The sequence below is a fragment of the Prescottella agglutinans genome, from assembly GCF_004011865.1.
GTDB lineage: Bacteria > Actinomycetota > Actinomycetes > Mycobacteriales > Mycobacteriaceae > Prescottella > Prescottella agglutinans.
In genome coordinates, this window is record NZ_RKLP01000002.1 from 553914 (window position 1) to 579200 (window position 25287).

Annotated in this window: 25 protein-coding genes; 10 read left to right on the forward strand and 15 right to left on the reverse strand. The window is 69.4% G+C overall.

What is annotated here, in order from left to right; translation table 11 throughout:
* Positions 1–2376 (forward strand): glycoside hydrolase family 3 C-terminal domain-containing protein, encoded by a 2376-nt coding sequence (locus tag EGT67_RS06600; protein ID WP_127915247.1) that lies wholly within the window; start codon positions 1–3, stop codon positions 2374–2376.
* Positions 2377–2404: 28 nt separating this feature from the next.
* On the opposite strand, the gene EGT67_RS06605 is transcribed toward EGT67_RS06600, so the two are convergent.
* Both EGT67_RS06605 and EGT67_RS06610 read right to left on the reverse strand, forming a co-directional pair.
* Entirely contained in the window at positions 2405–3502 is a 1098-nt protein-coding gene (locus tag EGT67_RS06605) for an MBL fold metallo-hydrolase (protein ID WP_127915248.1), read from the reverse strand.
* Positions 3503–3517: 15 nt separating this feature from the next.
* Positions 3518–4249, reverse strand: coding sequence for an enoyl-CoA hydratase (locus EGT67_RS06610; RefSeq protein WP_127915249.1), 732 nt, complete (start codon positions 4247–4249; stop codon positions 3518–3520).
* A gap of 173 nt (positions 4250–4422) precedes the next feature.
* On the opposite strand from EGT67_RS06610, the gene EGT67_RS06615 reads away from it, so the two are divergent.
* Positions 4423–5493 carry an NAD(P)-binding domain-containing protein gene (locus EGT67_RS06615; protein ID WP_127915323.1) on the forward strand — a complete coding sequence of 357 codons (1071 nt, stop codon included), beginning with the start codon at positions 4423–4425 and terminating at the stop codon, positions 5491–5493.
* A gap of 13 nt (positions 5494–5506) precedes the next feature.
* Here EGT67_RS06615 and EGT67_RS06620 read toward each other — a convergent pair whose 3' ends face one another.
* The 3 genes from EGT67_RS06620 to EGT67_RS06630 all read right to left on the reverse strand — a co-directional run bounded on the left by EGT67_RS06620 (position 5507) and on the right by EGT67_RS06630 (position 7951).
* On the reverse strand, positions 5507–5755 hold the full coding sequence (locus EGT67_RS06620) for a WhiB family transcriptional regulator (RefSeq protein WP_421958097.1): 249 nt from the start codon (positions 5753–5755) through the stop codon (positions 5507–5509).
* On the reverse strand, positions 5752–6327 hold the full coding sequence (locus EGT67_RS06625) for an HNH endonuclease (RefSeq protein ID WP_127915250.1): 576 nt from the start codon (positions 6325–6327) through the stop codon (positions 5752–5754). The genes EGT67_RS06620 and EGT67_RS06625 overlap by 4 nt, the downstream gene beginning before the upstream one ends.
* 244 nt (positions 6328–6571) lie before the next feature.
* The gene (locus EGT67_RS06630; protein ID WP_127915251.1) at positions 6572–7951 is read right to left on the reverse strand and encodes a DUF1254 domain-containing protein; all 1380 of its coding nucleotides are present in this window, start codon (positions 7949–7951) and stop codon (positions 6572–6574) included.
* A 69-nt stretch (positions 7952–8020) separates the two neighbouring features.
* On the opposite strand from EGT67_RS06630, the gene EGT67_RS06635 reads away from it, so the two are divergent.
* The 3 genes from EGT67_RS06635 to ahpF all read left to right on the forward strand — a co-directional run bounded on the left by EGT67_RS06635 (position 8021) and on the right by ahpF (position 11202).
* A complete protein-coding gene (locus tag EGT67_RS06635) occupies positions 8021–8500 on the forward strand; it encodes a cupin domain-containing protein (protein WP_127915252.1) in 480 nt (159 codons plus the stop codon).
* Positions 8501–8872: 372 nt separating this feature from the next.
* Positions 8873–9436 (forward strand): alkyl hydroperoxide reductase subunit C, encoded by a 564-nt coding sequence (gene ahpC / locus EGT67_RS06640; protein ID WP_127915253.1) that lies wholly within the window; start codon positions 8873–8875, stop codon positions 9434–9436.
* Positions 9437–9612: 176 nt separating this feature from the next.
* Entirely contained in the window at positions 9613–11202 is a 1590-nt protein-coding gene (gene ahpF, locus EGT67_RS06645; protein ID WP_127915325.1) for an alkyl hydroperoxide reductase subunit F, read from the forward strand.
* 74 nt (positions 11203–11276) lie between these two features.
* Here the strand turns inward: ahpF and EGT67_RS06650 are convergent, their stop codons facing one another.
* The 3 genes from EGT67_RS06650 to EGT67_RS06660 all read right to left on the reverse strand — a co-directional run bounded on the left by EGT67_RS06650 (position 11277) and on the right by EGT67_RS06660 (position 13690).
* The gene (locus EGT67_RS06650) at positions 11277–12611 is read right to left on the reverse strand and encodes a hypothetical protein (RefSeq protein ID WP_127915254.1); all 1335 of its coding nucleotides are present in this window, start codon (positions 12609–12611) and stop codon (positions 11277–11279) included.
* 84 nt (positions 12612–12695) lie between these two features.
* Positions 12696–13061 (reverse strand): Imm51 family immunity protein, encoded by a 366-nt coding sequence (locus EGT67_RS06655; protein ID WP_127915255.1) that lies wholly within the window; start codon positions 13059–13061, stop codon positions 12696–12698.
* Positions 13062–13102: 41 nt separating this feature from the next.
* Positions 13103–13690: a TetR/AcrR family transcriptional regulator gene (locus EGT67_RS06660; protein ID WP_127915256.1), complete on the reverse strand. Its 588-nt coding sequence runs from the start codon at positions 13688–13690 to the stop codon at positions 13103–13105.
* A 42-nt stretch (positions 13691–13732) separates the two neighbouring features.
* On the opposite strand from EGT67_RS06660, the gene zapE reads away from it, so the two are divergent.
* Positions 13733–14788, forward strand: a complete 1056-nt coding sequence (zapE, locus tag EGT67_RS06665; RefSeq protein WP_127915257.1) for a cell division protein ZapE — start codon at positions 13733–13735, stop codon at positions 14786–14788.
* A 182-nt stretch (positions 14789–14970) separates the two neighbouring features.
* Positions 14971–16014: an alpha/beta hydrolase gene (locus EGT67_RS06670; RefSeq protein ID WP_127915258.1), complete on the forward strand. Its 1044-nt coding sequence runs from the start codon at positions 14971–14973 to the stop codon at positions 16012–16014.
* A gap of 90 nt (positions 16015–16104) precedes the next feature.
* On the opposite strand, the gene EGT67_RS06675 is transcribed toward EGT67_RS06670, so the two are convergent.
* The 3 genes from EGT67_RS06675 to EGT67_RS06685 form a co-directional block, all read right to left on the reverse strand.
* Complete coding sequence (locus tag EGT67_RS06675; protein ID WP_127915259.1) at positions 16105–17604, reverse strand: DHA2 family efflux MFS transporter permease subunit; 1500 nt, start codon at positions 17602–17604, stop codon at positions 16105–16107.
* On the reverse strand, positions 17601–18215 hold the full coding sequence (locus tag EGT67_RS06680) for a PadR family transcriptional regulator (RefSeq protein WP_127915260.1): 615 nt from the start codon (positions 18213–18215) through the stop codon (positions 17601–17603). Before EGT67_RS06680 ends, EGT67_RS06675 begins: the two co-directional genes overlap by 4 nt.
* 112 nt (positions 18216–18327) lie before the next feature.
* Positions 18328–19164 carry an aldo/keto reductase gene (locus EGT67_RS06685; protein WP_127915261.1) on the reverse strand — a complete coding sequence of 279 codons (837 nt, stop codon included), beginning with the start codon at positions 19162–19164 and terminating at the stop codon, positions 18328–18330.
* Positions 19165–19297: 133 nt separating this feature from the next.
* Between EGT67_RS06685 and EGT67_RS06690 the strand changes: the two genes are divergently transcribed.
* From EGT67_RS06690 to EGT67_RS06700, 3 genes are all read left to right on the forward strand, one after another.
* Positions 19298–19900, forward strand: a complete 603-nt coding sequence (locus EGT67_RS06690) for a class I SAM-dependent methyltransferase (protein WP_127915262.1) — start codon at positions 19298–19300, stop codon at positions 19898–19900.
* 42 nt (positions 19901–19942) lie between these two features.
* Positions 19943–20980 carry an LLM class flavin-dependent oxidoreductase gene (locus EGT67_RS06695; protein ID WP_127915263.1) on the forward strand — a complete coding sequence of 346 codons (1038 nt, stop codon included), beginning with the start codon at positions 19943–19945 and terminating at the stop codon, positions 20978–20980.
* A gap of 82 nt (positions 20981–21062) precedes the next feature.
* On the forward strand, positions 21063–21860 hold the full coding sequence (locus tag EGT67_RS06700) for an SDR family NAD(P)-dependent oxidoreductase (RefSeq protein WP_127915264.1): 798 nt from the start codon (positions 21063–21065) through the stop codon (positions 21858–21860).
* A 60-nt stretch (positions 21861–21920) separates the two neighbouring features.
* Here the strand turns inward: EGT67_RS06700 and EGT67_RS06705 are convergent, their stop codons facing one another.
* From EGT67_RS06705 to EGT67_RS06720, 4 genes are read right to left on the reverse strand one after another with little or no spacing between them, the layout of a single operon-like run.
* Positions 21921–22844, reverse strand: a complete 924-nt coding sequence (locus EGT67_RS06705; RefSeq protein ID WP_127915265.1) for an SDR family NAD(P)-dependent oxidoreductase — start codon at positions 22842–22844, stop codon at positions 21921–21923.
* Positions 22841–23650 carry an enoyl-CoA hydratase/isomerase family protein gene (locus EGT67_RS06710; protein WP_127915266.1) on the reverse strand — a complete coding sequence of 270 codons (810 nt, stop codon included), beginning with the start codon at positions 23648–23650 and terminating at the stop codon, positions 22841–22843. The genes EGT67_RS06705 and EGT67_RS06710 overlap by 4 nt, the downstream gene beginning before the upstream one ends.
* A complete protein-coding gene (locus EGT67_RS06715) occupies positions 23647–24663 on the reverse strand; it encodes a TIGR03617 family F420-dependent LLM class oxidoreductase (protein ID WP_127915267.1) in 1017 nt (338 codons plus the stop codon). Before EGT67_RS06715 ends, EGT67_RS06710 begins: the two co-directional genes overlap by 4 nt.
* Positions 24660–25277, reverse strand: a complete 618-nt coding sequence (locus tag EGT67_RS06720) for a TetR/AcrR family transcriptional regulator (RefSeq protein WP_127915268.1) — start codon at positions 25275–25277, stop codon at positions 24660–24662. The genes EGT67_RS06715 and EGT67_RS06720 overlap by 4 nt, the downstream gene beginning before the upstream one ends.
* Positions 25278–25287 lie beyond the last annotated feature (10 nt).

A 25287-nucleotide genomic window follows, 5' to 3' on the forward strand; every position in this document is an offset into this window, starting at 1 on the left:
ATGACCACGCGAGCCCGAGTGTCCCTCACATCCGGCGCCGACTTCTGGCACACGCAGGCCCCACAGGGCACCGGTCTGCCCGCCATCACACTCACCGACGGTCCACACGGTGTCCGTAAACAGCGGACCGAGTCCGGGTACTCCCCCGAGTCGGTGCCGGCGACGTGCTTCCCGACCGCGTCCGCGCTCGCCGCGACGTGGGACGTCGAACTGCTCGAGGAGGTGGGCCTCGCGCTCGGCACCGAGGCGCGCACCGAGGGGGTGAGCGTGCTGCTGGGTCCGGGCGCGAACATCAAGCGCAGCGCCCTGTGCGGACGCAACTTCGAGTACTTCTCCGAGGACCCGTTCCTCTCGTCCCGGATGGCGGCGGCCTGGATCCGCGGCGTGCAGTCCACCGGGGTCGGCGCGTCGCTCAAACACTTCGCCGTCAACAACCAGGAGTTCCGGCGCTACAGCATCGACGCGCTCGTCGACGCCCGCGCGCTGCGCGAGATCTACCTCGCGAGCTTCGAGCACGCCGTGGTCGACGCGAGACCCGCGACGGTGATGGCCGCGTACAACCGGGTGAACGGCACCCACTGTGCCGAGAATCACGAGTTGCTCACCCGGATCCTGCGCGACGAGTGGGGGTTCGACGGCCTCGTGGTCTCCGACTGGGGCGCGGTCACGCGGCGGTCGGCGTGCCTGGCGGCCGGACTGGATCTGGAGATGCCCGGCTACGCCGGCCGCGGCGACGACGCGGTGCTCGCCGCGGTGGCGTCCGGTGAACTCGGCGCCGACGCGGTCGAGCGCGCCGCCGACGCGGTGACCCGCCTGATCGAGCGGACCGCGGGCGCGCGCGCCGCCGCGCGGGGGTACGACGAGGCCGCGCACCACACCCTCGCCCGCCGCGCCGCCGAGGCCGGCACGGTGCTGCTGAAGAACGACGGCGCCGTCCTGCCGCTCGAGCCGTCGGCCCGCGTCGCGGTGATCGGCGAGTTCGCGAAGCAGCCGCGATATCAGGGGGCCGGCAGTTCCGGGATCAACCCGCACCGCCTCGACGACGCGTGGACCGACCTGGCCGCGCGGATCGGCGCGGACCGGCTCACGTACGCACCCGGCTACCGGCGCGGGTCCGGGCGGACCGATGCCGCGCTGCTCGACGAGGCCCGGGACGCCGCCCGGGACGCGGACGTCGCGGTCGTGTTCGCGGGCCTGCCGGACAGCTACGAGACCGAGGGCGTCGACCGCGCGAACCTCGACCTGCCCGACGGCCACGACGCCCTGATCGCCGCGGTGGCCGAGGTGTGTCCCCGGGTCGTCGTGGTGCTCGCCGGCGGCGCGCCGGTGACGATGCCGTGGCACGACGATGCCTCCGCGATCGTCGAGTGCTATCTCGGCGGGCAGGCTGCGGGCAGCGCGATCTCCCGCATCCTCACCGGTGACGCGGAACCGGGCGGCCGACTCGCGGAGACCTTCCCGCTGCGCACCACCGACAACCCGGTGCACGTGTGGCCGGCGGGACCGGCGCTGCTCGAGTACCGCGAGAGCATCTACGTCGGGTACCGGTACTACGACGCCGCCGGGCTGGACGTGCGTTACCCGTTCGGCCACGGGCTGGGCTACACCACCTTCGCGTGGTCCGAACTCGAGATCGCCGAGGTCGAGAACGACGACGCGTCCGAGCAGCGGTTCGACGTGTCCGTGCGGATCACCAACACCGGCGACCGCCCGGGCAGCGAGGTCGTACAGGTGTACGTGCGCGACATCGAATCCGCCGTGTTCCGCCCCGAGCAGGAACTCGCCGGCTTCGCGAAGGTGTTCCTGATGGCGGGCGAGTCGCGCCGCGTCACCGTGCAGGTGGATCGCCGCGCGTTCTCGTTCTGGGACACCACGATCGACGACTGGTCGATCGAGTCGGGCGACTTCGAGATCCGGGTCGGCGCATCCTCGCGCGACGTTCGCGCATCCGCGACCGTGCGGCTCGAGTCCGACCGGAGCGGTTTCGACCCCGGACCCGCCGCGTACCACGACTCACCGGTGTTCGAGCGGGACGCCTTCGCGGCGCTGTACGGTCGGCCGCTGCCGGACAACGTCGTCGACGCGCCCGGCCACTACACCGTGGACACCCCCATCTCCGACATCCGGCACCCCGCCGCGACGCTGCTGACGGCGGTCATGCGGCGCAAGGCCGCGGCGATGGCACCGACGCTGGACGAGGACGATCCGTTGACGCTGCTGTTCGAACGGTCGCTGCAGGAGCTGCCGCCGAGGATGATGCCGATGCTCACCCGGGGCGGCGTCACACCCGACGCAGTGCAGGCATTCGTGGACATCTGCAACGGTCACGGTGTACGCGGTGTCCGGGCGCTCGTCGCATCGCTGCGGCACCGGTGAGTTCGGCTGCGCGACAGCCGGTGACAGCTCAGCCGAGGTCCTCCCACCAGACCTTCTGGTCGGGTGGACGGAGCGCGTCGACCCGCTGACCGACCATCGGCACCGACATGGCGACACCCGCGGTCGCCGCCGCGTCGCAGAGCCTCGCGATCGGCTCGCCCCACGGGTGGAACGCGAGGTTGAACGTGGCCCAGTGGATCGGGATCAGCAGCGAACCGCCCACGTCCAGGTGGGTGCGCACCGCCTCCTCCGGGTTCATGTGGATGTCGGGCCAGCGCTCGTCGTAGGCACCGACCGGGAGCAGGGTGACGTCGAACGGTCCGTACCGGCGACCGAGGTCGGCGAACCGCGGCGTGTACCCGGAGTCGCCGCCGAAGAACACCTTCCGTCGCGGCCCGGCGATCACCCACGACGCCCACAGCGTGGTGTCGCGGGCGAGGCCGCGCCCCGAGAAGTGGCGGGCCTCCGTGCACGTCAAGGTCAGCCCCGCGACGTCCGCGCTCTCGTCCCAGTCGAGTTCGACGATGCGGCCGTCCGGAACGCTCCACCGTCGCAGGTGCGCTCCCACCCCGATGGGCACCACGAAGACGGTGTCCTGGGTTCGGGCGAGGGTGGTGATGGTCGCCTGGTCGAGGTGGTCGTAGTGGTCGTGCGAGACGACGACGGCGTCGACGGTGGGCAGGTCACCCAGCGCCATCGGCACCGGGTGCATGCGCGCCGGACCCACCACGGCGGACGGCGAAACCCGTTCACTCCATACCGGATCCGTCAGCACACGCCGGCCGTCGATCTCGACCAGCACGCTCGAGTGACCGAACCACGTGACGGCCAATTCGCCCGCCGCGGCCGGCGCCAGCGGCGTCGCGAGCGGAATCGCGCGGCGCGGCCTACCCACGGCGCCGCGGGTGAGGAAGGCCTTCGCGAGCCCGGACTGCGAACCGGACGGCAGCGACGAACTCGGGTCCGAGTTGTGGAATCGGTTGCCGCGGTACCGCGGCGACCCCGCCGCGTACGGTTCGATCGCCGCCCGGGAAGCACCGAGCGCGGGCACGGTCCCCCACGCGGCGCGAGCCACCCACCCTGCACCTGCCGCCGCAGCCGCGACGAGCACACCCCTGCCGATCATCGTCGTCCCGCTCCCCTACCTGCCCCGGAAATCCGGTGCGCGCTTCTCGAGGCGCGCGGCCCGCGCCTCCTGCGCGTCCTCGCTCCCCCACGCCGCGTACAGCGCGGCCAGTTGCTCCTCGGTCTGCGGTTCCCGGGTGCCGTCGTCGTTGAACACCAGCTTGAGGTGCCGCAGCGACAGGGGCGCGAGTTCCGCGATGGTCCGCGCCCACTCCTGCGCGGTGACGAGGTCGCCGATCTTGTTGGCCAGACCGCGCGCGAACGCCTCGTCCGCCGAGAGCATCTCGGCTCCGAGCAGCATCGTCCGGGCGGGCCCGCCGCCGACGAGGGACACCAGTCGCCGCACCGTCCACTTGTCCACGGAGATGCCGAGTTTCGCAGCGGGGATCCCGAACCGGGCCTCGGGCGCGACCACCCGCAGGTCCGACGCGAGCGCGAGTTGCGTACCGGCGCCGACCGCGGGCCCGTTGATCGCGGCGATCACCGGAACCGGGATCGAGTCGATGGTGTGCAGCATGTCGAGCAGGTGGTCGGTGAACCCCTCGGCGTAGACGTCGCCGGACAGGTCCGCACCGGCGCAGAACGCGGTGCCCTGACCGGTGAGCACGACGACCCGCGCCTCCTCCACGACGGCCTTCTCGAGGGCCTCCCGCAGGGCGATGCACAGCTCGGTGTTGAGGGCGTTGCGCCGTTCCGGCCGCTGCAACTCGAGGGTGACCACGTGGCCGTCACGGCTGGTCCCGATCATCTGGCTTTCACTCGCTTTCTCGGTGCGAGGCGCCGTCCCCTGTGGACGGTCCCCGGCGGGTGCGATCCGAACAGTACCTGTAACGCGGCATCCACAATCATGTCGAGCACCCCGGAACAACGGAGCCGTCACGAGCGTTGCGCCGAATTCAGGCTATGACAGAACGGAGCGGGATGGACACCGAGCTCGAGGCGGTCGTGATCGGAGCCGGCCAGGCCGGCCTGTCGACCGCCTATCACCTGCGCCGATCCGGGCTTGCTCCGGAGCGCGACTTCGTGGTCCTCGATCACGCGCCCGGTCCCGGCGGCGCGTGGCAGTTCCGCTGGCCGTCGCTGACGCTCCGGACCGTCAACGGCGTGCACGACCTGCCCGGCATGGCGTTCGCGGAGACCCTCGGACCGGACACCGACACCGTGCAGGCCGCCGACGCCGTCCCCCACTACTACGGTCTCTACGAGAAGCGGTTCGAACTGCCGGTGCACCGGCCCGTGCATGCGACCGTCGTGTGCGACCGTGGCGAGCGACTGGCGGTCGAGACCCCGGAGGGGACGTACCTGACCCGCGGGCTGGTCAACGCGACGGGAACCTGGGAGCGACCGTTCGTCCCGTCGGTGCCGGGCGCGGAGCGGTTCGAGGGCCGGCAACTACACACCCGCGACTACCGCTCGGCCCGCGAGTTCGAGGGTGAGCACGTGATCGTGGTCGGTGGCGGGATCTCCGCGGTCCAACTGCTCGACGAGATCTCGTGCGTCACGAGCACGACGTGGGTGACCCGCCGCGAACCACAGTTCCGCGAGGAGCCGTTCACCCCCGAGATCGGCAGTGCCGCAGTCGCGCTCGTCGAGGATCGGGTGCGTCGCGGGCTTCCGCCGGGGTCGGTGGTCTCGGTGACGGGGCTGCCCGTCACCCCGGCGATCCGGGCGGCCCGCGACCGCGGCGTGCTGCACCGGCTGCCGATGTTCTCCAAGATCACCGAGACCGGCGTCCGATGGGCCGACGGATCGGAGCAGCACGCCGACGTCATCCTGTGGTGCACGGGATTTCGCTCGTCACTCGACCACCTGGCCCCGTTGCGCCTACGCGGTCCCGGCGGCGGCATCACCATGACCGGCCGGCTCGCGACGCAGGTGGCGGCCGACCCGCGGATCCACCTGGTGGGTTACGGGCCGTCGGCGTCGACGATCGGCGCCAACCGCGCCGGCCGCGCCGCGGCCCGGGAACTGACCCGATTCCTCGCGCGGTGAGCCGGCGGGCCGGTCACCGGACCACTGCGCCGCCCCGGTACTCGCGGCCGCCCCACACCCCGGACTGCCGGGTTCCGGCCGCGTACGCGGCACACCCGGCCCGGATGGGGCATCGTGCGCACACCGCGGCGGCGTAGTCGTACGACTCGCTCGGATCCGGGAACCACCGATCCGGGTGGGCATCTCCTCGGCACGCCGCCTCCTCCCATCGCGTCGGATCGGCGGCGGTGAGGAAGCCTGCAAGGGTCGGCACTGCGGTCACGGGGATCTCCTCCCTTCGAGGACGGGATGGTCGGGCAGAGCAGCGAGGTCACGCCAGATCCGGCGCTGCCGTTTGATGTCGTCGCGAGGTGCGCGCGGCACCCACAGCAGCGGCATGCCGGCCTCCTCCGGGGTCCGGTCCGCCTTGCGCTGGTTGCAGCTCGCGCACGCCGCGACCAGGTTGCCGTAAGTGTCTGCGCCGCCGCGACTTCGGGGTTGCACGTGATCGACGGTCCGGGCACCGGGCGTGCCACAGTAGGCACACCGGTGACGGTCCCGCTGCAGCACCGTCGCGAAGCACGCGCGGGTGTCGTCGTCGACCACCGGCCGTGGCGGCGTGTGCACGTACTCGACCAGTCGGACGGTCTCCGGCAGCGCGACAGCGCAGCGCTGGGACCGCACGACGAAACGCGGGGTGTGTTCGACGACGGTGACGGCGACGTTCTCGACGACGAGCACCACCGCTCGGGCGGCCGGGACGACGTCGAATTCGTCGAACGTCGAGTTCAGCACGCGCACCCGGCTGTTCATCCAGGTGCGGGGCGTGATCGCGGTGCGGGCACGGCTGGGCATGACAACGAGGCCTCGATTCGAGGGGACGGTGGTGGAAGGGGTGCGCGGACGGCGGACGACGCGGACAGGCGCGCGTCAGTGAATGCAGCGGGACGACTGCATCGTCTGCGCAACAGTGAGATTCGATGCGGTCATCGCGGTGCCGTCCTTCCCGTCCTCGCTCGTGTCTGGTGGATCGGCTGGCCAGTCTGGCACGACGACGATCCGAGCGACAGCGATTATTCGCGGCGGGGGTGTCCCAGGGTCAGGAGTGCGGATCCACCCGGACGACGGGCGGCGTCTCGTAGCTGCCGTCGAGCACCGTCTGGTGCGGAATGTACATGCGCAGCAACGGCCGGAAGGCCCCGGTGGGGGTGGGCAACCAGTTGGCGCGGGCCGTCGAATCCGTGGGCTCGGTCGCGCTCAGCGTCAGTGTGAGCGACCCGTCGTCGCCGTAGACGAGGCCGGGTGTGCGGTCCCCGATCGAGTACCGCTCGATCGGGTTGGCCACCAGGTAGAAGTGCGGCATGCTGTACATGGTGATCGACCAGAAGGCGTCCACCGGCGGTGTCGGCGCAAAAGTGATGGTGTAGGTGTGTTCCCCGGTCAACTGGTCGCCCGCCGAGTCGGTGTAGACCTGGCTGTACGCGGCCTCGTATCCGTGGTTACCCCACAGTCCGCCCATCGCTGCGGCCGCGCGTAGCCCGATCGCCTTGGCCCGGTCGGCGATTCGCCACTCCGGGCTGTCGATGGTTCCGATCTCGAAGAAGTCGTCGTTGTAGTCGAACAGATGGAACGCTCGATGCCACCCGTTCACGACCCCGTCGCCGGACCCCGACTTCAGCGCCGCCTCGATCCTGGCCCGCCCCTGTGCGGCACCCTCCACCAGAGCCGCCGCCAGGGCCGGGTCGGCGTTCACGTACGGCGACGGCCCGGTCTCGAGCAGCCCCAGTGGGGCGAACGCCTGCTGCAGCGCGACGTCGCGCGACCCGGGCGGGAACGCCTGCAGGTACAGCCGCAGCCGTTCCCAGAACATCAGATCCTCCGGCACCGCGGGATCCGGCTCCGGCAGCCCTTCGGGATCGTCGGCGGCGAGGGGCCACAACGAGATCTGGTCCTGCAGCTCACGGACCCGGTCGACGTCGTCGGGACCTTCACAGGCCCACCGCCCGACGATCGACACGATCCGCGTGGAACAGTGCACGGACGTGGCGTCGGCGGGAAGCTCCCCCGGCCACCCCGGCGGCACCAGCACGTAGCGGCCGGCCTCGGTCCCCGTCGCGCGCTTACCGATGTAGGCGAAGTTGTTGGTCCAGGCGTCGACGAACTGCAGGACGAAGTACGCGTCCGCGGTGTCCGGCACGTCCAGGATCAGCGGCCCGACGCTGAGGTCGAGCTGCGCCATCGAGTAGATGGTGTCGTTGTTGATCGAGACGAACTCCTCGTCCGGACCGGCCAGCCCCGGCGCGTGACTGAAGGAGTTGAAGGGGGCCGCGGAATTCGCGCCGACACCCGTCGTCACGAACCGCTCCACCTGCGACAGGTTGAACACCGGAGCGAACCCGTACACGAACGCCCTGACAACCGACTCGACGCTGACCGTCGAATCCGAACCGACTACCGAATCTCCACTCGGGTGGGTCATGTCGCCCATTTCACCACTCCCGCCGCGAGTGCGCTCGCTATCCACGAACATTGCAGTCATCATGGTCTGGTGACCGGATTTCCCGAGTGGGCCAGCACTCTCGATCTCCTGCCGCATCCCGAAGGCGGCTGGTACTGCGAGACCTGGCGAAGCGACATCGAATTGCCCGGAGTCGCACTGCCGAACATGTTCGGCGGGGCCCGCTCGGCCGGGACGGCGATCCTCTTCCTGCTCGAGCCCGGGCAACAGTCCCGATGGCACGCGGTGCGCGGCACCGAGATCTGGCTGTATCACCGCGGAAGCCCGCTGGCACTGGAACTCGGCGGCGACGACGACGCACCGGGGCCCGTCACGACGCACGTTCTCGGACCGGACATTTCGTCCGGGCAGAATCCCCAGTTGGTGGTGCCGCAGCGCCACTGGCAGCGGGCACGGCCGACCGGGGACGAGGCCGCACTGGTCAGTTGCATCGTCGTTCCCGGTTTCGACTTCGCCGACTTCCGCATCGAGGGACAGGACTACCCGGTGCCCGATCCCACGCAGTTCTAGGCCATCGGCCGAAATGCCGACACCCGGCGGGGATCGTTCTCGGGCGGATCCCGCTGGGGACGAACGCGTTCGCGACCGACTCCGGACACCCGGGGGACCCGAATCCGGCTGTGAGTATCGCGAGAAGGGCGGCCCCGCTCACGAATCCGCCGGGCAGTGATCGTCGCCACCCCGGCATGCCCCCGCGGTTCGCCCATACGGATTCGATGGTGCGGCGGTCGAGGCGGGCGGGGCACCGGAGTCGAGCGACCACCCGAGGGCATTGATAGGACATTGGTATCTATGAGATAGATCCCATAGATTTGAACTATCCATGGTTGTTGATTAACCTCTCAAATGTCTGGTTCCAACTCCGACCGAACAGAGGTTCAAATGGCCCTGATCAACAAGCAGATCAAGCCCTTCTCCGCGACCGCCTACAAGAACGGCGCGTTCGTCGACGTGTCCGACGAGGACATCAAGGGCAAGTGGGCGATCTTCTTCTTCTACCCGGCCGACTTCACCTTCGTCTGCCCGACGGAGCTCGGTGACCTCGCAGACCACTACGAGGAGCTGCAGCGCCTCGGCGTCGAGGTCTTCTCGGTGTCCACCGACACCCACTTCACGCACAAGGCGTGGCACGACTCCTCCGCCACCATCGGCAAGATCCAGTACGCGATGATCGGCGACCCGACCCTGGAGATCAGCACCAACTTCGAGGTGCTCCGCGAGAACCAGGGCCTGGCCGACCGCGGCACCTTCCTGGTCGATCCCGACGGTGTGGTCCAGTTCATGGAGATCACCGCGGAGGGCATCGGCCGCAACGCTGCCGAGCTGCTGCGCAAGGTCAAGGCCGCTCAGTACGTGCGGTCGCACCCGGGCGAGGTCTGCCCGGCCAAGTGGGAAGAGGGCGAAGAGACCCTCGCTCCGTCGCTGGACCTCGTCGGCAAGATCTGACGTAAGTCTCATCGACTGACGTAAGTCATTTCAGGCGGCGCGGGCCCGGCTCTCCGGGCCCGCGCTCGACCCCACCCCCGCCGGCGTGTTCCGTGCCGCCGGCGCACCTGTCCGGACCGCAGGCGAAACAGGTCCGATCCCGATCACAGTCCGCCCCCATGGATGGAGAGATCCGCATGCTCGACGCCTCCCTTGCCGGCCAACTGAAGTCCCTCCTCGAGCGGCTGACCCTGCCGATCGAGCTCGTGTCCTCCCTCGATGACGGGGCCAAGTCGGCCGAACTCGCCGAACTGCTCACCGAGATCGCCGCGATGTCGGACAAGATCACCTACGAGCGCCGCGACGACGACGCGCGACGGCCGTCCTTCGCCATTCGCCGCAGCGGCACCGACATCGAGGTCCGCTTCGCCGGCATCCCGCTCGGCCACGAGTTCACCTCGCTCGCGCTCGCGCTGCTCCAGGTCGGCGGCTACCCGTCGAAGGAAGCGCCCGAGCTGCTCGAGCAGGTCCAGGGGCTCGAGGGCCAGTTCCACTTCGAGACCTACTTCTCGCTGTCCTGCCAGAACTGCCCCGACGTCGTGCAGGCGCTGAACCTGATGGCCGTGCTCAACCCGGGTGTCAGCCATGTCGCGATCGACGGCGCGCTGTACCAGGACGAGGTCGACGGCCGCCAGATCATGGCGGTGCCGACGGTGTACCTCAACGGCGAACTGTTCGGCTCGGGACGGATGAGCCTCGCGGAGATCGTCAACAAGCTCGACGACGGCGCCGCGGACCGCGCTGCCGCCGCGATCGCCGAGAAGGATCCCTTCGACGTGCTCGTCGTCGGTGGTGGGCCGGCCGGTGCCGCGGCCGCGATCTACGCCGCACGCAAGGGAATTCGTACCGGCATCGCCGCCGAGCGCTTCGGGGGCCAGGTGCTCGACACCATGTCGATCGAGAACTACATCTCGGTTCCCCACACCGAGGGACCGAAGTTCGCGGCGGCACTCGAGAACCACGTACGCGAGTACGACGTCGACCTGATGAACACCCAGCGGGCCGCCAAGCTCGTCCCGGCGGCCACCGAGAACGGCCTCGTCGAGATCGAACTCGAAAGCGGCGCTTCGCTGCTCGCCCGCACGGTGATCCTGTCGACGGGTGCCCGCTGGCGTTCGATGAACGTGCCCGGCGAGACCGAGTACCGCAACAAGGGCGTCACGTACTGCCCGCACTGCGACGGCCCGCTGTTCAAGGGCAAGCGTGTCGCCGTGATCGGTGGCGGCAACTCCGGCGTCGAGGCCGCGATCGACCTCGCCGGCCTCGTCGAGCACGTCACGCTGATCGAGTTCGACTCGGCGATGCGTGCGGACGAGGTGCTCCAGCGCAAGCTGCGGAGCCTGCCCAACGTGACCGTCCTGCTCAGCACCCTGACGACGGAGGTCCTCGGCGACGGCAGCAAGGTCACCGGCCTGGCCTACCAGGACCGCACGACCGGCGAGTCGCACACCGTCGACCTCGAGGGCGTGTTCGTCCAGATCGGGCTGCTGCCCAACACCGAGTGGCTGGCCGGCAGCGTCGACCTGTCGGCGCGCGGCGAGATCGTCATCGACGAGCGTGGCCAGACGTCGGTGCCCGGCGTGTTCGCCGCGGGCGACTGCACCACCGTGCCGTTCAAGCAGATCGTCATCGCCGCCGGTGCCGGCGCGACCGCCGCCCTGTCGGCGTTCGATCACCTGATCCGCACGAGCGCCCCGGCCGACGACGCCGCCGCCGTGGCCGGGTAGGAATCTCGACGGTCGACCGAGCCCTGGGGCAGCCGCAACGCGGCCGCTCCAGGGCTCGGATTCGTTTGGATATCTCAGAGCTCGGTGAAGTTCCATCCGGCGAGGTGCACGAGCTGCTTGGCCGCCTGCCACCCACCTCGCTCGGGCAGAGTTTCGGAAGCGTGCGGCGCCGGCATGCCTTGTGCGACGCGACGTACCCACGGCGTCTTTTCCAGCGAGTGCACGTAGTTGACATCTCGACCCGACGTGCGCGGCTGCCCCACCATCACGAGTTGATCGGCGCTGGGCATCTGTGGGAAGACTCCCGAGAGGAATTCCGTCTTCGCGTAGGGACGGTCCCGAGAGAGCATGATCTCGTGCACATAGACCGTGACCCACGCATCGGGTCGCACTCGCACCGCCCACACGTCACCCGACGCTGCCGGCCCGGTGCCGATCGATGCCGCAACCTTCGGAGGCCTCGGTGTCAACGCGCGTACACGCGCCGCCAGCCCACCCAGCGTGGTCTCTTTCGACGGCGGAACGGGAGACGGCTGCGGCGCTTCCAGATCGACCACCGGAACATCAAGGGATCCGAACAGGCGGTCGAACACGTCGTCACGCCAACCACGATCACCGACACTCGAATTCCACCACGCCAGCGGAGCCTGCGGTTCGACACGCACGTTCGGGCGTTGATCCCGTTCGCGATACGTAGTGAACCTCTCGGCCAGTCCCGGGCGTTCGATCGGTGCCAGCACGCCGACCAGGGCGAGTGTCTCGAGGAAACCGACCGCCGCATAACGGTCCATCGGTACGATCTTGGCTGCCCTGAGCGCATCGGCCGCCTTTGCGTGTCGGGTCTGTGGCGGTAGAGCTTTGATCACCGCACGTACCGCCCCGAGAACCCAGCGATCGTAGTCGGTGGCGACGGGCCGCTCCCCCACCGTCCACGAAAGCGCCAGACCGTAACCGATCGGGTCTCCGTCCAGCGGTGTCGTCCCCGCCATCCTCGATGCCCACTCGTCGACGACCTGCCGGCGACCGGTCCGCCAGCCGCACACCTCACACATGTCTGCAGACTGCTCGCTCCACGGCGTCAGCTCGTGCTCCGGCGCCGACGTGGCAAGCAGAACCGCCGGGAGTACGCTGCGCCATCCTCCGGGCGCGGACCACATCGAGGCGGCGAATGCTTCAGCAGCGGCACGCAGGTCCCACTGAACGGCCCTCGCGCGCAGCCGATCCCAACATGAATCGTGTCCGACCTCGTCCGTCGCGTCGGGGTCGAGGCCGGCCTCGCGGAGCATGCCGGCCAACGGCGCCAGGTCGGCATCGCGCGACGGCACGAATCGTGTCATCTCGGTGGCGTCATCCCATTCGAAGGGGACGCGTTTCCGGATCACGCGCCAAGCAGCGAGCAGCTCACGCACCTCACTGTCGTGCCCAGCTGGAAATCGTGCATCAAGTTTCATGACTTTGTGCGCTTCGATCCCTCACCGAATGGGAGACGCATTTCAGTCGTCGAAGCCGAGCTCGACGGAGCGAGCGAGGGCGGCGTGGAGCGCGTCGTTGTCGAGAACAAGGGTGTGCAAGGTTTGGGCGGCGACGAGCAGCGCGTCGAGATCGTTGCCGTAGACGCTGACCATGCCTCCCTCGGGGTCGAACCCGACCGCATCCAGTGTCGACGGGGCCTGGTCGGTCAGCGCCGCACGCAGCGCACCGGAGAAGTCGTATCCGGAGCCTTCGATACCGTGCGCCTCCAGCGCCGACCGGTGCTGGTGATACTCCGGTCCGCCCGGCGAGTAGATGATGCTGAAACTGCTGATGCCGGTCACGAGGCGGATCGGCTCGAGGGCGTCGAAATCGTCGGGAGTTGCCATGCGAGGGACCGTAGCAACCCCCTCGGACAATCACCGACACATCACGTGCCGGCCAGCGCGCCCAGCCACAAGCGGATCGTCGAACGTAGTCGTGCGGCAGGATGATCCGCGACACCGAGCGCGATCGACCGCGATCCGTAGGTCAGGTCGAACAACAGACCTTCGAGCAGACTGATCAGGTCGTGAGCGGCGAGTCGCGGGTCGGACGCTCCGAGCGCCGACATCAGCGCCACCGCGGCGTCCACCGAGAAGAGACACGAACCGATCGCGACGCGCAGTTCCTCGTCCTCCACCGCTTCCACGACGAGGGAATATCGCGCGAGTACGTCGCGACGTCGGTCGGTGAGCAGGCGGTCGAGTTGCCCCGCGATCAGATCGGCGGCCGTGTCCACGGACGGGATCTCGTCGGGCACACCCTCCAGGAACGCGGTCCGCGAACGCTCGGCGAGACGTCGGACCGCCGCGGTCACGAGCGCGTCCCGCGTGCGGAAGTAGTACGAGGTGGATCCCTTCGCCAGCCCCAGACGCCGGTCGATCGCCTGATGGGTGACGGCGTGGTTGCCGCCCTCGGCCGCGAGGTCGAGGGCGGCCTCGCAGATCGACTCGCGACGCGACGGACGGTGACTCATGTCTCCATCCTGTCAGACTCTACGATGATAGAGTCACGCACCATGAAACTGTTCCGGCGCACCCGGCCACCCACGCTTCGAGTCCCGCCCGGCACGTTCGACGAGGCCTCGCGCGCAAGCGGTTTCGTGCTCGACGCCACCCAGCGTCGGGCGGCCGCGGAACTGGAGAACGCCGACGGCCGCTGGGTCTACCTGTGGGGCCCGGTCGGTCGCGGCAAGAGCTGGTTGATGGACACGTACTTCGCCGCCGTGCCGACCGACCGCAAACTGCGAATCCACTTTCACGAGTTCTTCCACGACCTCCACTCGACGCTCCAGCGACACCACCACGACCTTCGCGAGAGCCTCGGCGTACTCCTCGGCGACGTTCGACTGCTGTGTTTCGACGAATTCCACGTCCACGACATCGGCGACGCCAAGTTTCTCGAGCGCCTACTCCCCGCACTGCTCGACCACGGCGTCACGCTGGTCGTGACGTCGAACCAGCCCCCCTCGGGCCTCTTGCCCAATCCCCTGTTCCACGAGACCTTTCTGCCCACGATCGCGCTCATCGAACGGACCATGACCGTCGTGACGGTGGACGGGCCCGTCGACTACCGGACCGTCACCGGCCACGCGGAGACGGGTTTCGCCTCGGGAGTCTGGGCCGCGCCCGGGGATCCGATGCAGCTGACGCGACTGGGACTGACGCGACCCCGCGACGACGAGCGTCGATGCCTCCGCCCCGCGGGCCACCCGATCGCGGCCCTCCGCGCCGACGACGACTGCCTGTGGTTCGCCTTCGCGGACGTGTGTGGCGCCACCACCGCTCCCGCCGACTATCTCGCCCTCGCCCGGTCGCACCGCAACTGGGTCGTCAGCGACGTACCCACCCTGCACGATGCGGGCCGAGATGCGAGCCAGCGGTTCGTCAACCTCGTCGACGTCCTGTACGACCACGACATCCGCGTCGTCTTCCTCGCGGACGAGAGATTCTTCGACCCCTCCGTAATCGACTGTCCCGCAGCTGACATCGCCCGCGTGACGAGCCGTCTCCGGCAACTACGCTCGGTGCACGCGGCCCCGACTCGGCTGCTCGGTGAGCACGCACTGGGATGACCCCACCGCCGGTCGCCGTGGTGTGAATCCACGGGTGAATCTCGGTCCCGCGGCGCCGATCGAGACACTCGGGGCGTCGCGGCCGGTATCGTGCGGGCCGAATGCCGTGCTCAGGGGGAGGTTCGGCGCCACGACGACGGCCGGTCGCGCGGATGTACCGGCGGCAAGGGGAGGGTTTTCACATGAGGAATTCCACGGTCGGGCGTGCCCGGGTTCTGGCGGCCGCGGTGGTCGTGGCGGCCGCGTCGCTGCTCGCGGTGCCGGCCACGGCGTCCGCCGACAGCGGCGCCCCCGCCGCCCCCGCCGCCTTCGACGCCGCCGGCGCCCGCCTGGTGAAGTCGACGAAGAATTCCGACCGCAAGGTCACCATCTTCGTGTACTCGCCCGCGATGGGCCGCAACATCCCCCTCGAGGTCATCCTGCCGGCCGACCGCAGCCAGCCCCGGCCGACGCTGTACCTGATCAACGGTGCCGGCGGCGGCGAGGACTCGGCCACCTGGCAGCGCAACGCCGATGTCATGAACTTCTTCCGCGACAAGAACGTCAACGTCGTCACCCCGCTCGAGGGCGCCTTCAGCTACTACACCGACTGGCAGAAGGACGATCCGAAGCTCGGCCGTCAGAAGTGGCAGACGTTCCTGCTCGAGGAACTCCCGCCGGTCATCGACAAGGAGTTCGGCACCAACAAGGTGCAGTCCGTCGCCGCCATCTCGATGACCGCCACCTCGGTGCTCAACTACGCGATCGCCAAGCCCGGTTTCTACAAGAGCGTCGGCTCGTACAGCGGCTGCGCCGAGACCAGCACCTGGGCCGGCCAGAACGCCATCCAGGTCGTGACCGGTGGCCGCGGGGGCGCCGACATCACCAACATGTGGGGACCGCTCGACGGCCCCGGCTGGGTGCAGAACGATCCGGTCGTCAACGCCGAGAAGCTCCGCGGCACCGAGCTCTACATCTCCACCGGCTCCGGGCTCCCCGGCCCGCACGAGACGCTCGACGGCCCCGGCATCGACGGTCGCCCGTTCGCAGTCGCCAACCAGGCCATCGTCGGCGGCGTGATCGAGGCCGCCACCAACTACTGCACGCACAACCTCGCGTACCGTCTGGCCGATCTGAAGATCCCCGCCACGTTCGACTTCAAGCCCACCGGCACGCATTCCTGGGGCTACTGGAAGGACGACCTGCACAACTCCTGGCCGATGATCGCCCGGTCGATGGGTCTGTAGGACGCCGACCCGACGCACCCTCACCTGCGAGCGGACGAAAAGCTCCGGCCGCCGACCGCGAAACGCGCGGTCGGAGCCGTTTACACCGAGTCAGTTGTGGGCGGGCACCGATTCGTCGCCGGCCGTCTCGGGAACGTCCTGAACCGCTTGCCCCTTGCGGGGGTTGACGAAGAACATCACCGCCACGAACCCGAGCATGAGCGCGGCGGCCGGCAGCATCGCCGACTGGGCCATCGCGGTCGCGAACGGCTCGCGGACCATCTCCGGTAGCTGACCGACGTGGGAGCTCTCGCCCACCTTCGCGCCACTGCTGAAGCCGAGGGTGGACAGTTCGGCGGTGATCCGCGACGTCATGAGGGCGCCCATCGCAGCGCTGCCGAGGACGGCACCGACCTGGCGGGTGGTGTTGTAGACGCCCGATCCGGCGCCGACATGCGCGGGCGGCAGGTTGCGGGTCGCGGTCGCGGCGAGAGGCGCCCAGATGAAGGCATTGGACGCGCCGATGAGCGCCATCGGCAGCAGGATCTGCCAGATCGGGGTGGCCGGGGTGAGCCTGGTGGCGAGCCACGCGGTGGCGAGCGCGAACACGAGGAAGCCCGGTCCCGCGATCATCCGCGGGTGCGCCTTGTCGACGAGACGTCCCACGAACGGCGCAAGGATGCCGGTGACGACCGCCATCGGGGCCATCAACAACGCGGACCGCGTCGGCGACAGCCCGGTCACGCTCTGCGCGTAGAACATGAACGGCAGCATCACACCGGTGATCGCGAAGCCCATCGTCGCGATACCGACGTTGGCGACGGAGAAGTTGCGGTCCTTGAACAACCCGAGCGGCACCAGCGGCTCGTTGCGGTTGACCTTCTGCCACCAGACGAAGGCGATCATCACCACGACGCCCGCGCCGATCAGCCCCCAGGCACGACCGTCCCAGTCGTACGAGTTGCCCTCCTGCAGTCCGAAGACGATGCAGAACAGGCCGATCGCGCTGAGGGCGACACCGACCATGTCGAACTTGTGGTTGTTCGTCGGCAGCGCAGGGACGAGACGCCACGCGAGCAGGAATCCGACCACGCCGACGGGGACGTTGACGAAGAAGATCCACTGCCAGCCGAGGTTGTCGAGCAGCACGCCGCCGAGGATCGGCCCGACCAGCGTCGCGACACCGGCCACCGAGCCCCACAGGCCCATCGCGGTTCCGCGCTTGTCCGGCGGGAAGATCCGGGTGATGACGGCCATCGTCTGGGGCGTCATCATCGCCGCACCGAGACCCTGGAAGACGCGGGCGACGATGAGCATCTCGACACCGCCGGACAGGCCGCACCACAGCGAGGCGAGCGTGAACACGACCAGGCCGATGAGGTACATGTTCTTGGGGCCGAACCGGTCACCGAGGCGTCCGGTGACGAGCAGTGGCACCGCGTACGCCAGCAGGTAGGCGCTCGTGACCCAGATGACCGAGTTGACGTCGGCGTTCAGTTCCGCGGTGATGACGGGGTTCGCGACGGCGACGATGGTGCTGTCGACGAGGATCATGAAGAAGCCCAGACAGAGGGCCCACAGGGCCGGCCACGGCCGGAAGTCGGTTTTCATCGGTTGCCCTTCTGGTCTGCGAGCCTCGCGGACTCGATGAGGTCGTCCGTCACCCACGGGATGTCACCGCTGCGGATGCGTTCGGCGAGGGTGCGCAGCCACTCGAGTTCGGCCTGCGTCATCGCCCGGGTGTAGGAGAACGGGATGGTGAACAACTCCGGAACCTCGCGCCCCCGCGCGAACTCGAAGAGTTCGTCGAGTTCGGAGAGTTCGGCGACGAGCGCCTCGATCCGGCTGTCGAGCAGGTTCAGCGCCTGGTCCGACTCGAGGTTGTGCAACTCCGCGAGACCGAGCGTGAACTGGGGGTACTCGGGTACCGGGGTCGCGACGATCTCGGCGACCCGCTCGCGCACCGCGCGCCGTCCCGCGACGGTGATCTCGTAGGTGGTCCGCTCCGGCCGGTTGCCCTGCCGGTCGGTGCCGAGGACCGCCACCAGTCCGTCGCGTTCGAGTCGCTCGACGGAGTGGTACAGCGAACCGGGACGGACCTTGACGATCCGGTCCTTCCGGCGCGTGACGAGGAGTTGGTACATCTCGTACGGGTGCATGGGTCGCTCGAACAGCAGCGCGAGCACCGAGATTCCGAGGGGTGTGGCCGATCGCGGGAGCACCGTCACCACCCCACTTCCACATCAAATATTCCGCGTGGAATATACGGCCGCGTGAACCCGCGCGGCAATGCCGTCGGCCGCTTGTGACGAGGAACACCGCGCCCCGGACTCGTCAGCCGAACGCCTCCGGGTCCGGGCCGAGCCGCCCGTCGGGCCTGTCCAGGGAACTGATCGCGAACATGTCGTCGGCGGACAACTCGAAGTCGAAGACGTCGAAGTTGCTCGCGATGCGCGCCGGGGTCACCGACTTGGGGATGACGACGTTGCCGAGCTGGATGTGCCAGCGCAGGACGATCTGCGCCGGGGTCCGGCCGTGCGCCTCGGCGAGTGTGCGGATCGTCGGATTCGCGAGGGTGGTGCCCTGCCCGAGCGGACTCCACGCCTCCGTCACGATGCCCATGTCGGCGTGCACCGAACGCAGCTGTGACTGCTCGAACTCGGGGTGCAGCTCGATCTGGTTGAGCACGGGCGTCTCCCCGACCGCCTCGACCAGACGCTCGAGATTCCGGGCGGCGAAGTTCGAGACGCCGAGCGAACGGATCCGGCCGTCGGCCTTCAGCTGCTGGAACGCCTTGAACGTGTCGATGTACCGGTCCTGCGCGGGCGCCGGCCAGTGGATCAGGTACAGGTCGAGATACTCGAGCCCCAGCCGGGCCAGGCTGTCGTCGAACGCCCGCAGCGTCGAGTCGTAGCCCTGGTCGGCGTTCCACAGCTTGGTGGTGACGAACAGGTCCTCGCGGGCCACGCCGGAGTCCGCGAGGGCCCGACCGGTCCCGGTCTCGTTCTCGTAGATGCGGGCGGTGTCGATACTTCGATATCCCACCCTCAACGCCTCGGAGACGGCGGTGTACGCGTCATCGTCGGGCACCTGGAACACCCCGAACCCCAGCTGCGGAATCGAATTGCCGTCGCTCAGCGCTACGGAGGGTACGGAACCGATGGAAGTCATACTCGGGCAACCAGCGCGGAGGCCCCGCGTGTTCCCACGATCTCAGTAAGTGGACACCGTGGTTCCGTTGCGCGACGGCGGCGGCGGGGCCTACGTTCGATCCGAGTGGTCTGATCTCCCGAGAGGGGCGGGCATGAACCTCGGTTACCGGCTGGCGTACCGACTCGGCTTCACGCCGTGGGAGGGCGCCGGGCGCCACATCTTCGCCGAACAGCTCAGTGCACTGCTCGACGGCGTCACACCGCCCACGTCCGGCGCGAAGGCCCTCGACCTCGGCTGCGGCACCGGCGATCACTCGATCGAACTGGGGATCCGCGGGTGGTCGGTCACCGCAGTCGACGCCGTGCCGCTCGCCATCGAGCGGGCGCGCGCGAAACTGCCCATCGCCGGCGCCGACGTCCGGTTCGTCCTCGGTGACGTCACCAACCTGCCTGCGTACGTCGACAGCGGATACACCATGGCGCTCGACGTCGGCTGCTTCCACGGTCTCTCCGACGACGAGCGCACCGCGTACGGCAACGGGCTCGCAGCCGTCACCGTGCCGGGCGCCCAGTTGGTGATGTTCTCCTTCTCCCCCGGTCGCCGGGGCCCGCTGCCCCGGGGTGCGTCTCGCGGCGACGTCGAGGAGGCTCTCCGCAACTGGACCGTCGTCGAGGACGTTGCCTTGGACACCACCGGGGCCCGGGGGCTGCTCGCGAAGGCCGAGCCGAGGTTCTTCCGGCTCGTCCGCGACTGACCCGGCCGGAACATTTCGCTATGCGAACGGGTTGACGTCGAGGTGACGACCAAGCTCTCCGTACTCGATCTGTCCCCCATCGCCGAGGGGTCCACCGTCGGCCAGGCGCTCCGCAACACGCTCGAGCTGGCCCGTGCCACCGAGAAGCTCGGCTACCACCGGTTCTGGCTCGCCGAACACCACTCGATGCCGGGCATCGCCAGCTCCGCACCGGCGGTGATGATCGGTCAGGTAGCCGCCGTCACCGACACCATCCGGGTGGGGTCCGGCGGCGTGATGCTGCCCAACCACGCGCCGCTCGTCGTGGCCGAGCAGTTCGGCACCCTCGACGCGCTGTACCCGGACCGGATCGACCTGGGCATCGGCCGCGCGCCCGGCACCGACCAGGTGACCGCGCACGCTCTGCGCCGGCAGGCGGATCCGCTGAACGCGGACGAGTTTCCGCAGCAGCTGGCGCATCTGCGGGCGTTCTTCGACGACGGTTTCCCCGCCGACCACCCGTACGCGGCGATCACCGCGGTTCCCGGCCTCGGCGCCGACGTCGCGGTCTGGCTGCTCGGGTCGAGCACCTACAGCGCCCGGGTGGCCGGGATCCTCGGACTGCCGTTCGCGTTCGCGCGCCACTTCTCGCCCGCCCAGACGATGCCGGCGCTTCGCGTGTACCGGGAATCGTTCCGGCCGTCGGGGGTACTCGACGAGCCGTACGCGATGGTGACGGTGACCGTGATGGCGGCGGACGACGACGAGCGCGCCCGCTACCTCGCCGCGCCGATGAAACTGTCGATGGCGCGGCTGCGTGCGAACGATCCCGGCCAGTTCCCCAGCCCCGAGGAGGCCGCGGCCAACCCGCTGACGCCGGAGCAGGAGCGGCTCATCGCGGGGTCGTCGGCCGCGTACATCGTCGGTGGGCCGCAGAAGGTCCACGACGAGCTGGACGCGTTGGTCGAACTGACCGGAGCGGACGAGATCATGATCGGGTCGACGATGTTCGACCTGGCCGATCGGATCCGAAGCTACGAGATCTGCGCCGCGTGGGGAGACATGTCGGGCGCCGGAAATCAGTCCCGGCCAGTGGAATAGCCGCAGATATGCGACGCAGGTCACAAGATACTCGTGGGCGCACGGTCCCGAATCGCGGGATCGAACACGAGGGGATCGCTACATGATCGACAAGGCCAAGTACGGGCCGTGGGCCGTCATCGCCGGCGGCTCGGAGGGCGTCGGCGAGGAGTTCGCCGTCCAGCTCGCCGAGGCAGGCCTGAACCTGGTGCTGCTGGCGCGCAAGCCGGAACCGCTCGAGGCGACCGCGGAGAAGGCCCGCGCCAAGGGCGTCGGGGTCCGGACGCTGTCGGTGGATCTCACCGCTGCGGACATGCTGGACAAGATCCGCAGCGTCACCGACGGCCTCGAGGTGGGTCTGCTGGTGTACAACGCCGGCGCCAACACCTACGGCCACGAATTCGTCACCGGCGACCTCGACCGCTTCCAGCAGGTCATCGACCTCAACATCACCGGCCAGCTCAAGCTGATCCAGCACTTCGGCGCGCCGATGAAGGAACGCCGCCGCGGCGGCCTGCTGTTGGTCGGTTCGATGGCCGGCTTCCTCGGCTCGGCGCAGATCAGCATCTACGCGGGCGTGAAGTCGTTCTGCCGCACCTTCGCCGAGGGCCTGTGGCTCGAGATGCGCGAGTACGACGTCGACGTCCTCGAGATGGTCCTCGGCGTCACCCGGACCCCGGCGATGGCCCGCGCCGGACTGAACATGGACATCCCCGGCCTCAACGTCTCGGAGCCCGTGGATGTCGCGGCACAGGCACTGGCGAACCTGGGCAACGGCCCCGTGGTGGTCGCGAAGGGCAACGAGGCCGCCGTCGAGAAGCGCAGCGGCGGCAACCGCGCCGAGCTGCTGCTGGCCGCGCAGGCCGCGTCGAAGGCGATGCTCCCGCCGGAATCGAAGTAGCCCAATCCTTTTCCTGGGGTCGGCCGCGAGAGCGCGGTCGACCCCAGGTCTGCGTCTCGGTCAGCGGCCGACGTGCCGCTCGGACAGCTCCCACAACGCGGCCGCGGTCTGCGGATCGACGGCGTGGTCGGCGGCCCGGTCGATCCGGCAGTCGGACAGATAGGCGGCGCTCTCGGACGTGAGGTCGGGGGCACTGGCGGCCCACACCGACGTGGCCGCCGCGGCGGGGATCGACTTCAGGTTCGTCAGCAGGCCCGGCTTGCCGGCACTCATCCGCTTCATCTCGGCGAAGTCGTCGCGGGACATGTGTCGGGACAGCCCGGTGGCGCACACCCCGGGGTGCACCGCGAAGGCGTGGATCCCGTTTCCCGCGTACCGTTCTCGAAGCTCGACGGTCATGAGGACGTTGGCGGCCTTGGACTGCCCGTACGCGACGAACTTGTCGTAGGGGCGCTGCAGGAAGTGCGGATCGTCGAGGTCGACCGCGTGCGCGCGGTGCGCGTCGGAGGAGACCGTCACCACCCGGGACGCCGACCCGGACCGCTCCGCCGCGGACCGCAGGTTCGGCAGCAGCGACGTGGTCAGCAGGAAGTGCCCCAGATGGTTGGTCCCGAACTGCAATTCGAACCCGTCGGCGGTCCGCGCGAACGGCGTGTACATCACGCCCGCGTTGTTGATGAGCAGGTCGATCGATTGCGTGCCGATGTGGTCGACCGCGGTGCGGATGCTCGACAGGTCCGCCAGATCCAGTGCAACCGACGACAGTTCCGCGCCGGGGACAGTCCCCCGGATCGCCGCCGCCGCGGCAGCGGCGGCGTCACTGTCGCGCGCCGCCAGGACGACCACGGCACCGGCCGCCGCCAGCGCACGGGCCGTCTCCCCGCCGAGCCCACTGGTGACGCCGGTCACCAAGGCGGTGCGACCTGTCAGGTCGACACCGGAGAGGACGTCGTCGGTGGTGGTCTCGGGGCCGAAGCCGGTCATTCCCAAGGCAGTTCCTTCCATTCGGTCGACACCTTCCCGGACCATTCGGGGTCGCGGCGGTCGAGGAAGGCGCACACGCCCTCGGCCGCGTCGGCGGTGCCCATGACCCGGTGGTGCAGTTCGGTCTCGTAGTCGGCGACCTGTCGCGGATCGAATCCGTGCCGCGCCGTGTCCCACAGCAGGCGCTTGCTCAGGGACGCCGACATCGGCGCCACGTTGGTGGCGATGTCCCGTGCCATCTCCAGCGCGGCCGGTAGGACCTCGTCGGCGGGCAGGCTGCGACTCGCGATCCCCAGCCGCACCGCTTCGGGGCCGTCGAACGTCCTTCCCGTGAGCAGGATCTCGGCCGCCGCGGCCATGCCCGCCGCGCGCGGAACCGTCCAGTGCGCCATCGCATCCGGGACGACGCCGCGGCGCACCTGCGGGATCGCGTACTTCGCGTCGTCGGCGACGATGCGGATGTCGGTCTGCATCGCGAGGGTCAGGCCGATGCCGATGGCGTGTCCGTTCACGGCGGCGATCACCGGCTTGCGCAGGTCGAACGCGGCAGGATCGACCGGGGACGCGGAGAATCCGTCCTCCGTCGGTGCGGCGAACGTGCCGCTGCCCGCAGTCAGGTCGGCGCCCGCGCAGAACGCCGGCGGAGTCCCGGTGAGCACGACGACCCGGACGTCGTCGTCCGCGTCGAGGTCCCGGTAGAGGGCGCCGAGCCGACGTCCCATCTCGCCGGTGAAGGCGTTGCGCTGCCGCGGCCTGTGGAGGGTGAGGACCGCGACGCCCGCGTCGATCTCGACCAGCACGCTCACCGCGCGGACGCCTTCACCGCCGCGACCAGTTCGCCGATGTGCTGCTCGCGTACCGGGTATCCGGGAAAGTAACAGCACACCCGGTCGGCGTGAGCCCCGAACCGCGCGACGATCTGTGCGGCGCACTCCTCGGGTGTGCCGTGCACCGCGAGGGTCGCGAGCATCGTGTCGTCGATCAGGTCGGTCATGGCCGCGAACTCGCCCTGCTTCGACAACGCGTTGAGCCGAGGCTGCAGGTCCGCCCACCCCTCGACCTCCAGGACGGGCCGGTACGCGGGCGTCGAACCGTAGAAGGCGAGCAACCCCCGGACGCCGCGCGACGCCGCGTCGAGTTCCTCCGGGGTGCGGCCGACACCGACGATCACCTGCGGGTAGATCGCGAGGTCCGCGCTGCTGCGCCGACCGCGTTCGAGGCCCTCCTCCACCGCCGGCAGCGTCCGCTCCCGGAAGTGCCGGGCGCTGTTGAACGGCATCACGAGCAGCCCGTCTGCCACCTCCGCGGCGGTACGGGTCATCAGCGGGCCGAGCGCGCCGAGACAGATCGGCGGCGGACCGTACGGGTTTGGGCCGGGATCGAACGTCGGCGGCATCAGCGTGTGCGTGGTGAACTCGCCCTCGAAGCGCAACCGCGAGTTGCCTTCCCACGCGTCGAAGATCGCCTTGAGCGCGAGCACCGTCTCCCGCATGCGTGCGGCCGGACGCGACCACTGCGTGCCGTAGCGCTTCTCGATGTGCGGGCGGATCTGGGAACCCAGGCCGAGCCGGAAACGGCCCCGGCTCAACGTCTGCAGGTCGTACGCGGTGTGCGCGAGGTGCATCGGACTGCGCGGCAAGGCGATCGCGACGTTCGTCATCAGGTCCACGTCGACCGCGGCCGCCGCCGCGACCAGGGGAAGGAAGACGTCGTGGGGCCCCTCGAATGTGAACAACCCGTCCACGCCGAGCGCGACGAGCTCACGAGCGCGTCGGGCCGCGTTCTCCGGGCGTCCGTCGAGCTGGACGTCGATCTTCACGACGGCTCCGCCCCGGTCGTCGGGGCGAGCCCGGATCCGTGGCACGCGAGCACGTGCAGCGCGTCGCCCAGTGCCGCCGCGAAGTCACCGGATCCGCTACCGCCCTTGACTAATCCGCGCACCGACGTGGTCCCGGTGAGGATCTCGAAGAGGATCGACGCGTCCGCTGGCGCGGGAACCTCGCCGCGCTCGGCGGCGAGTTCGAGGCGCGCCTCGAACGCCTCGAACGCCGGCACCTGCCGCGCGAGCAGGCGGGCACGATCGACGTCGGACCGGGCGTCGCCCAGCAGACCGGGGATTCCGGCCCGGGCCGCAGGACTCGACGCGCGGGCGACGAACAGGTCCACCCAGGACCGGAGGTCGGCCCGGAGGTCGTCGGTGACCTCGGGAAGCCCGTCGGCGGCGGGACCGTGGACGGCGTCCTCGATCAACGCCTCGCGGCTGGGCCAACGACGGTAGATCGCGGGCGTACTCACCTCGGCCCGCCGCGCGATGGCCATGAGGGTTGTCTGTTGGTACCCGACTTCGCCGAGCAGTCCTCGGGCCGCAACGAGGACCGCATGATCCTTGCCGGGGTCCCGCGGCCGACCGACACGGGGAGCGTTCGCGTTCATTACATTTCAT

Coding starts and splice junctions, on each gene's coding strand:
- EGT67_RS06600 (WP_127915247.1), top strand. CDS start 1: ATGACCACGCGAGCCCGAGTGTCCCTCACATCCGGCGCCGACTTCTGG.
- EGT67_RS06605 (WP_127915248.1), bottom strand. CDS start 3,502: ATGATCGGCAGGGGTGTGCTCGTCGCGGCTGCGGCGGCAGGTGCAGGG.
- EGT67_RS06610 (WP_127915249.1), bottom strand. CDS start 4,249: ATGATCGGGACCAGCCGTGACGGCCACGTGGTCACCCTCGAGTTGCAG.
- EGT67_RS06615 (WP_127915323.1), top strand. CDS start 4,423: ATGGACACCGAGCTCGAGGCGGTCGTGATCGGAGCCGGCCAGGCCGGC.
- EGT67_RS06625 (WP_127915250.1), bottom strand. CDS start 6,327: ATGCCCAGCCGTGCCCGCACCGCGATCACGCCCCGCACCTGGATGAAC.
- EGT67_RS06630 (WP_127915251.1), bottom strand. CDS start 7,951: ATGACCCACCCGAGTGGAGATTCGGTAGTCGGTTCGGATTCGACGGTC.
- ahpC (WP_127915253.1), top strand. CDS start 8,873: ATGGCCCTGATCAACAAGCAGATCAAGCCCTTCTCCGCGACCGCCTAC.
- ahpF (WP_127915325.1), top strand. CDS start 9,613: ATGCTCGACGCCTCCCTTGCCGGCCAACTGAAGTCCCTCCTCGAGCGG.
- EGT67_RS06655 (WP_127915255.1), bottom strand. CDS start 13,061: ATGGCAACTCCCGACGATTTCGACGCCCTCGAGCCGATCCGCCTCGTG.
- EGT67_RS06660 (WP_127915256.1), bottom strand. CDS start 13,690: ATGAGTCACCGTCCGTCGCGTCGCGAGTCGATCTGCGAGGCCGCCCTC.
- zapE (WP_127915257.1), top strand. CDS start 13,733: ATGAAACTGTTCCGGCGCACCCGGCCACCCACGCTTCGAGTCCCGCCC.
- EGT67_RS06670 (WP_127915258.1), top strand. CDS start 14,971: ATGAGGAATTCCACGGTCGGGCGTGCCCGGGTTCTGGCGGCCGCGGTG.
- EGT67_RS06675 (WP_127915259.1), bottom strand. CDS start 17,604: ATGAAAACCGACTTCCGGCCGTGGCCGGCCCTGTGGGCCCTCTGTCTG.
- EGT67_RS06685 (WP_127915261.1), bottom strand. CDS start 19,164: ATGACTTCCATCGGTTCCGTACCCTCCGTAGCGCTGAGCGACGGCAAT.
- EGT67_RS06690 (WP_127915262.1), top strand. CDS start 19,298: ATGAACCTCGGTTACCGGCTGGCGTACCGACTCGGCTTCACGCCGTGG.
- EGT67_RS06700 (WP_127915264.1), top strand. CDS start 21,063: ATGATCGACAAGGCCAAGTACGGGCCGTGGGCCGTCATCGCCGGCGGC.
- EGT67_RS06705 (WP_127915265.1), bottom strand. CDS start 22,844: ATGACCGGCTTCGGCCCCGAGACCACCACCGACGACGTCCTCTCCGGT.
- EGT67_RS06720 (WP_127915268.1), bottom strand. CDS start 25,277: ATGAACGCGAACGCTCCCCGTGTCGGTCGGCCGCGGGACCCCGGCAAG.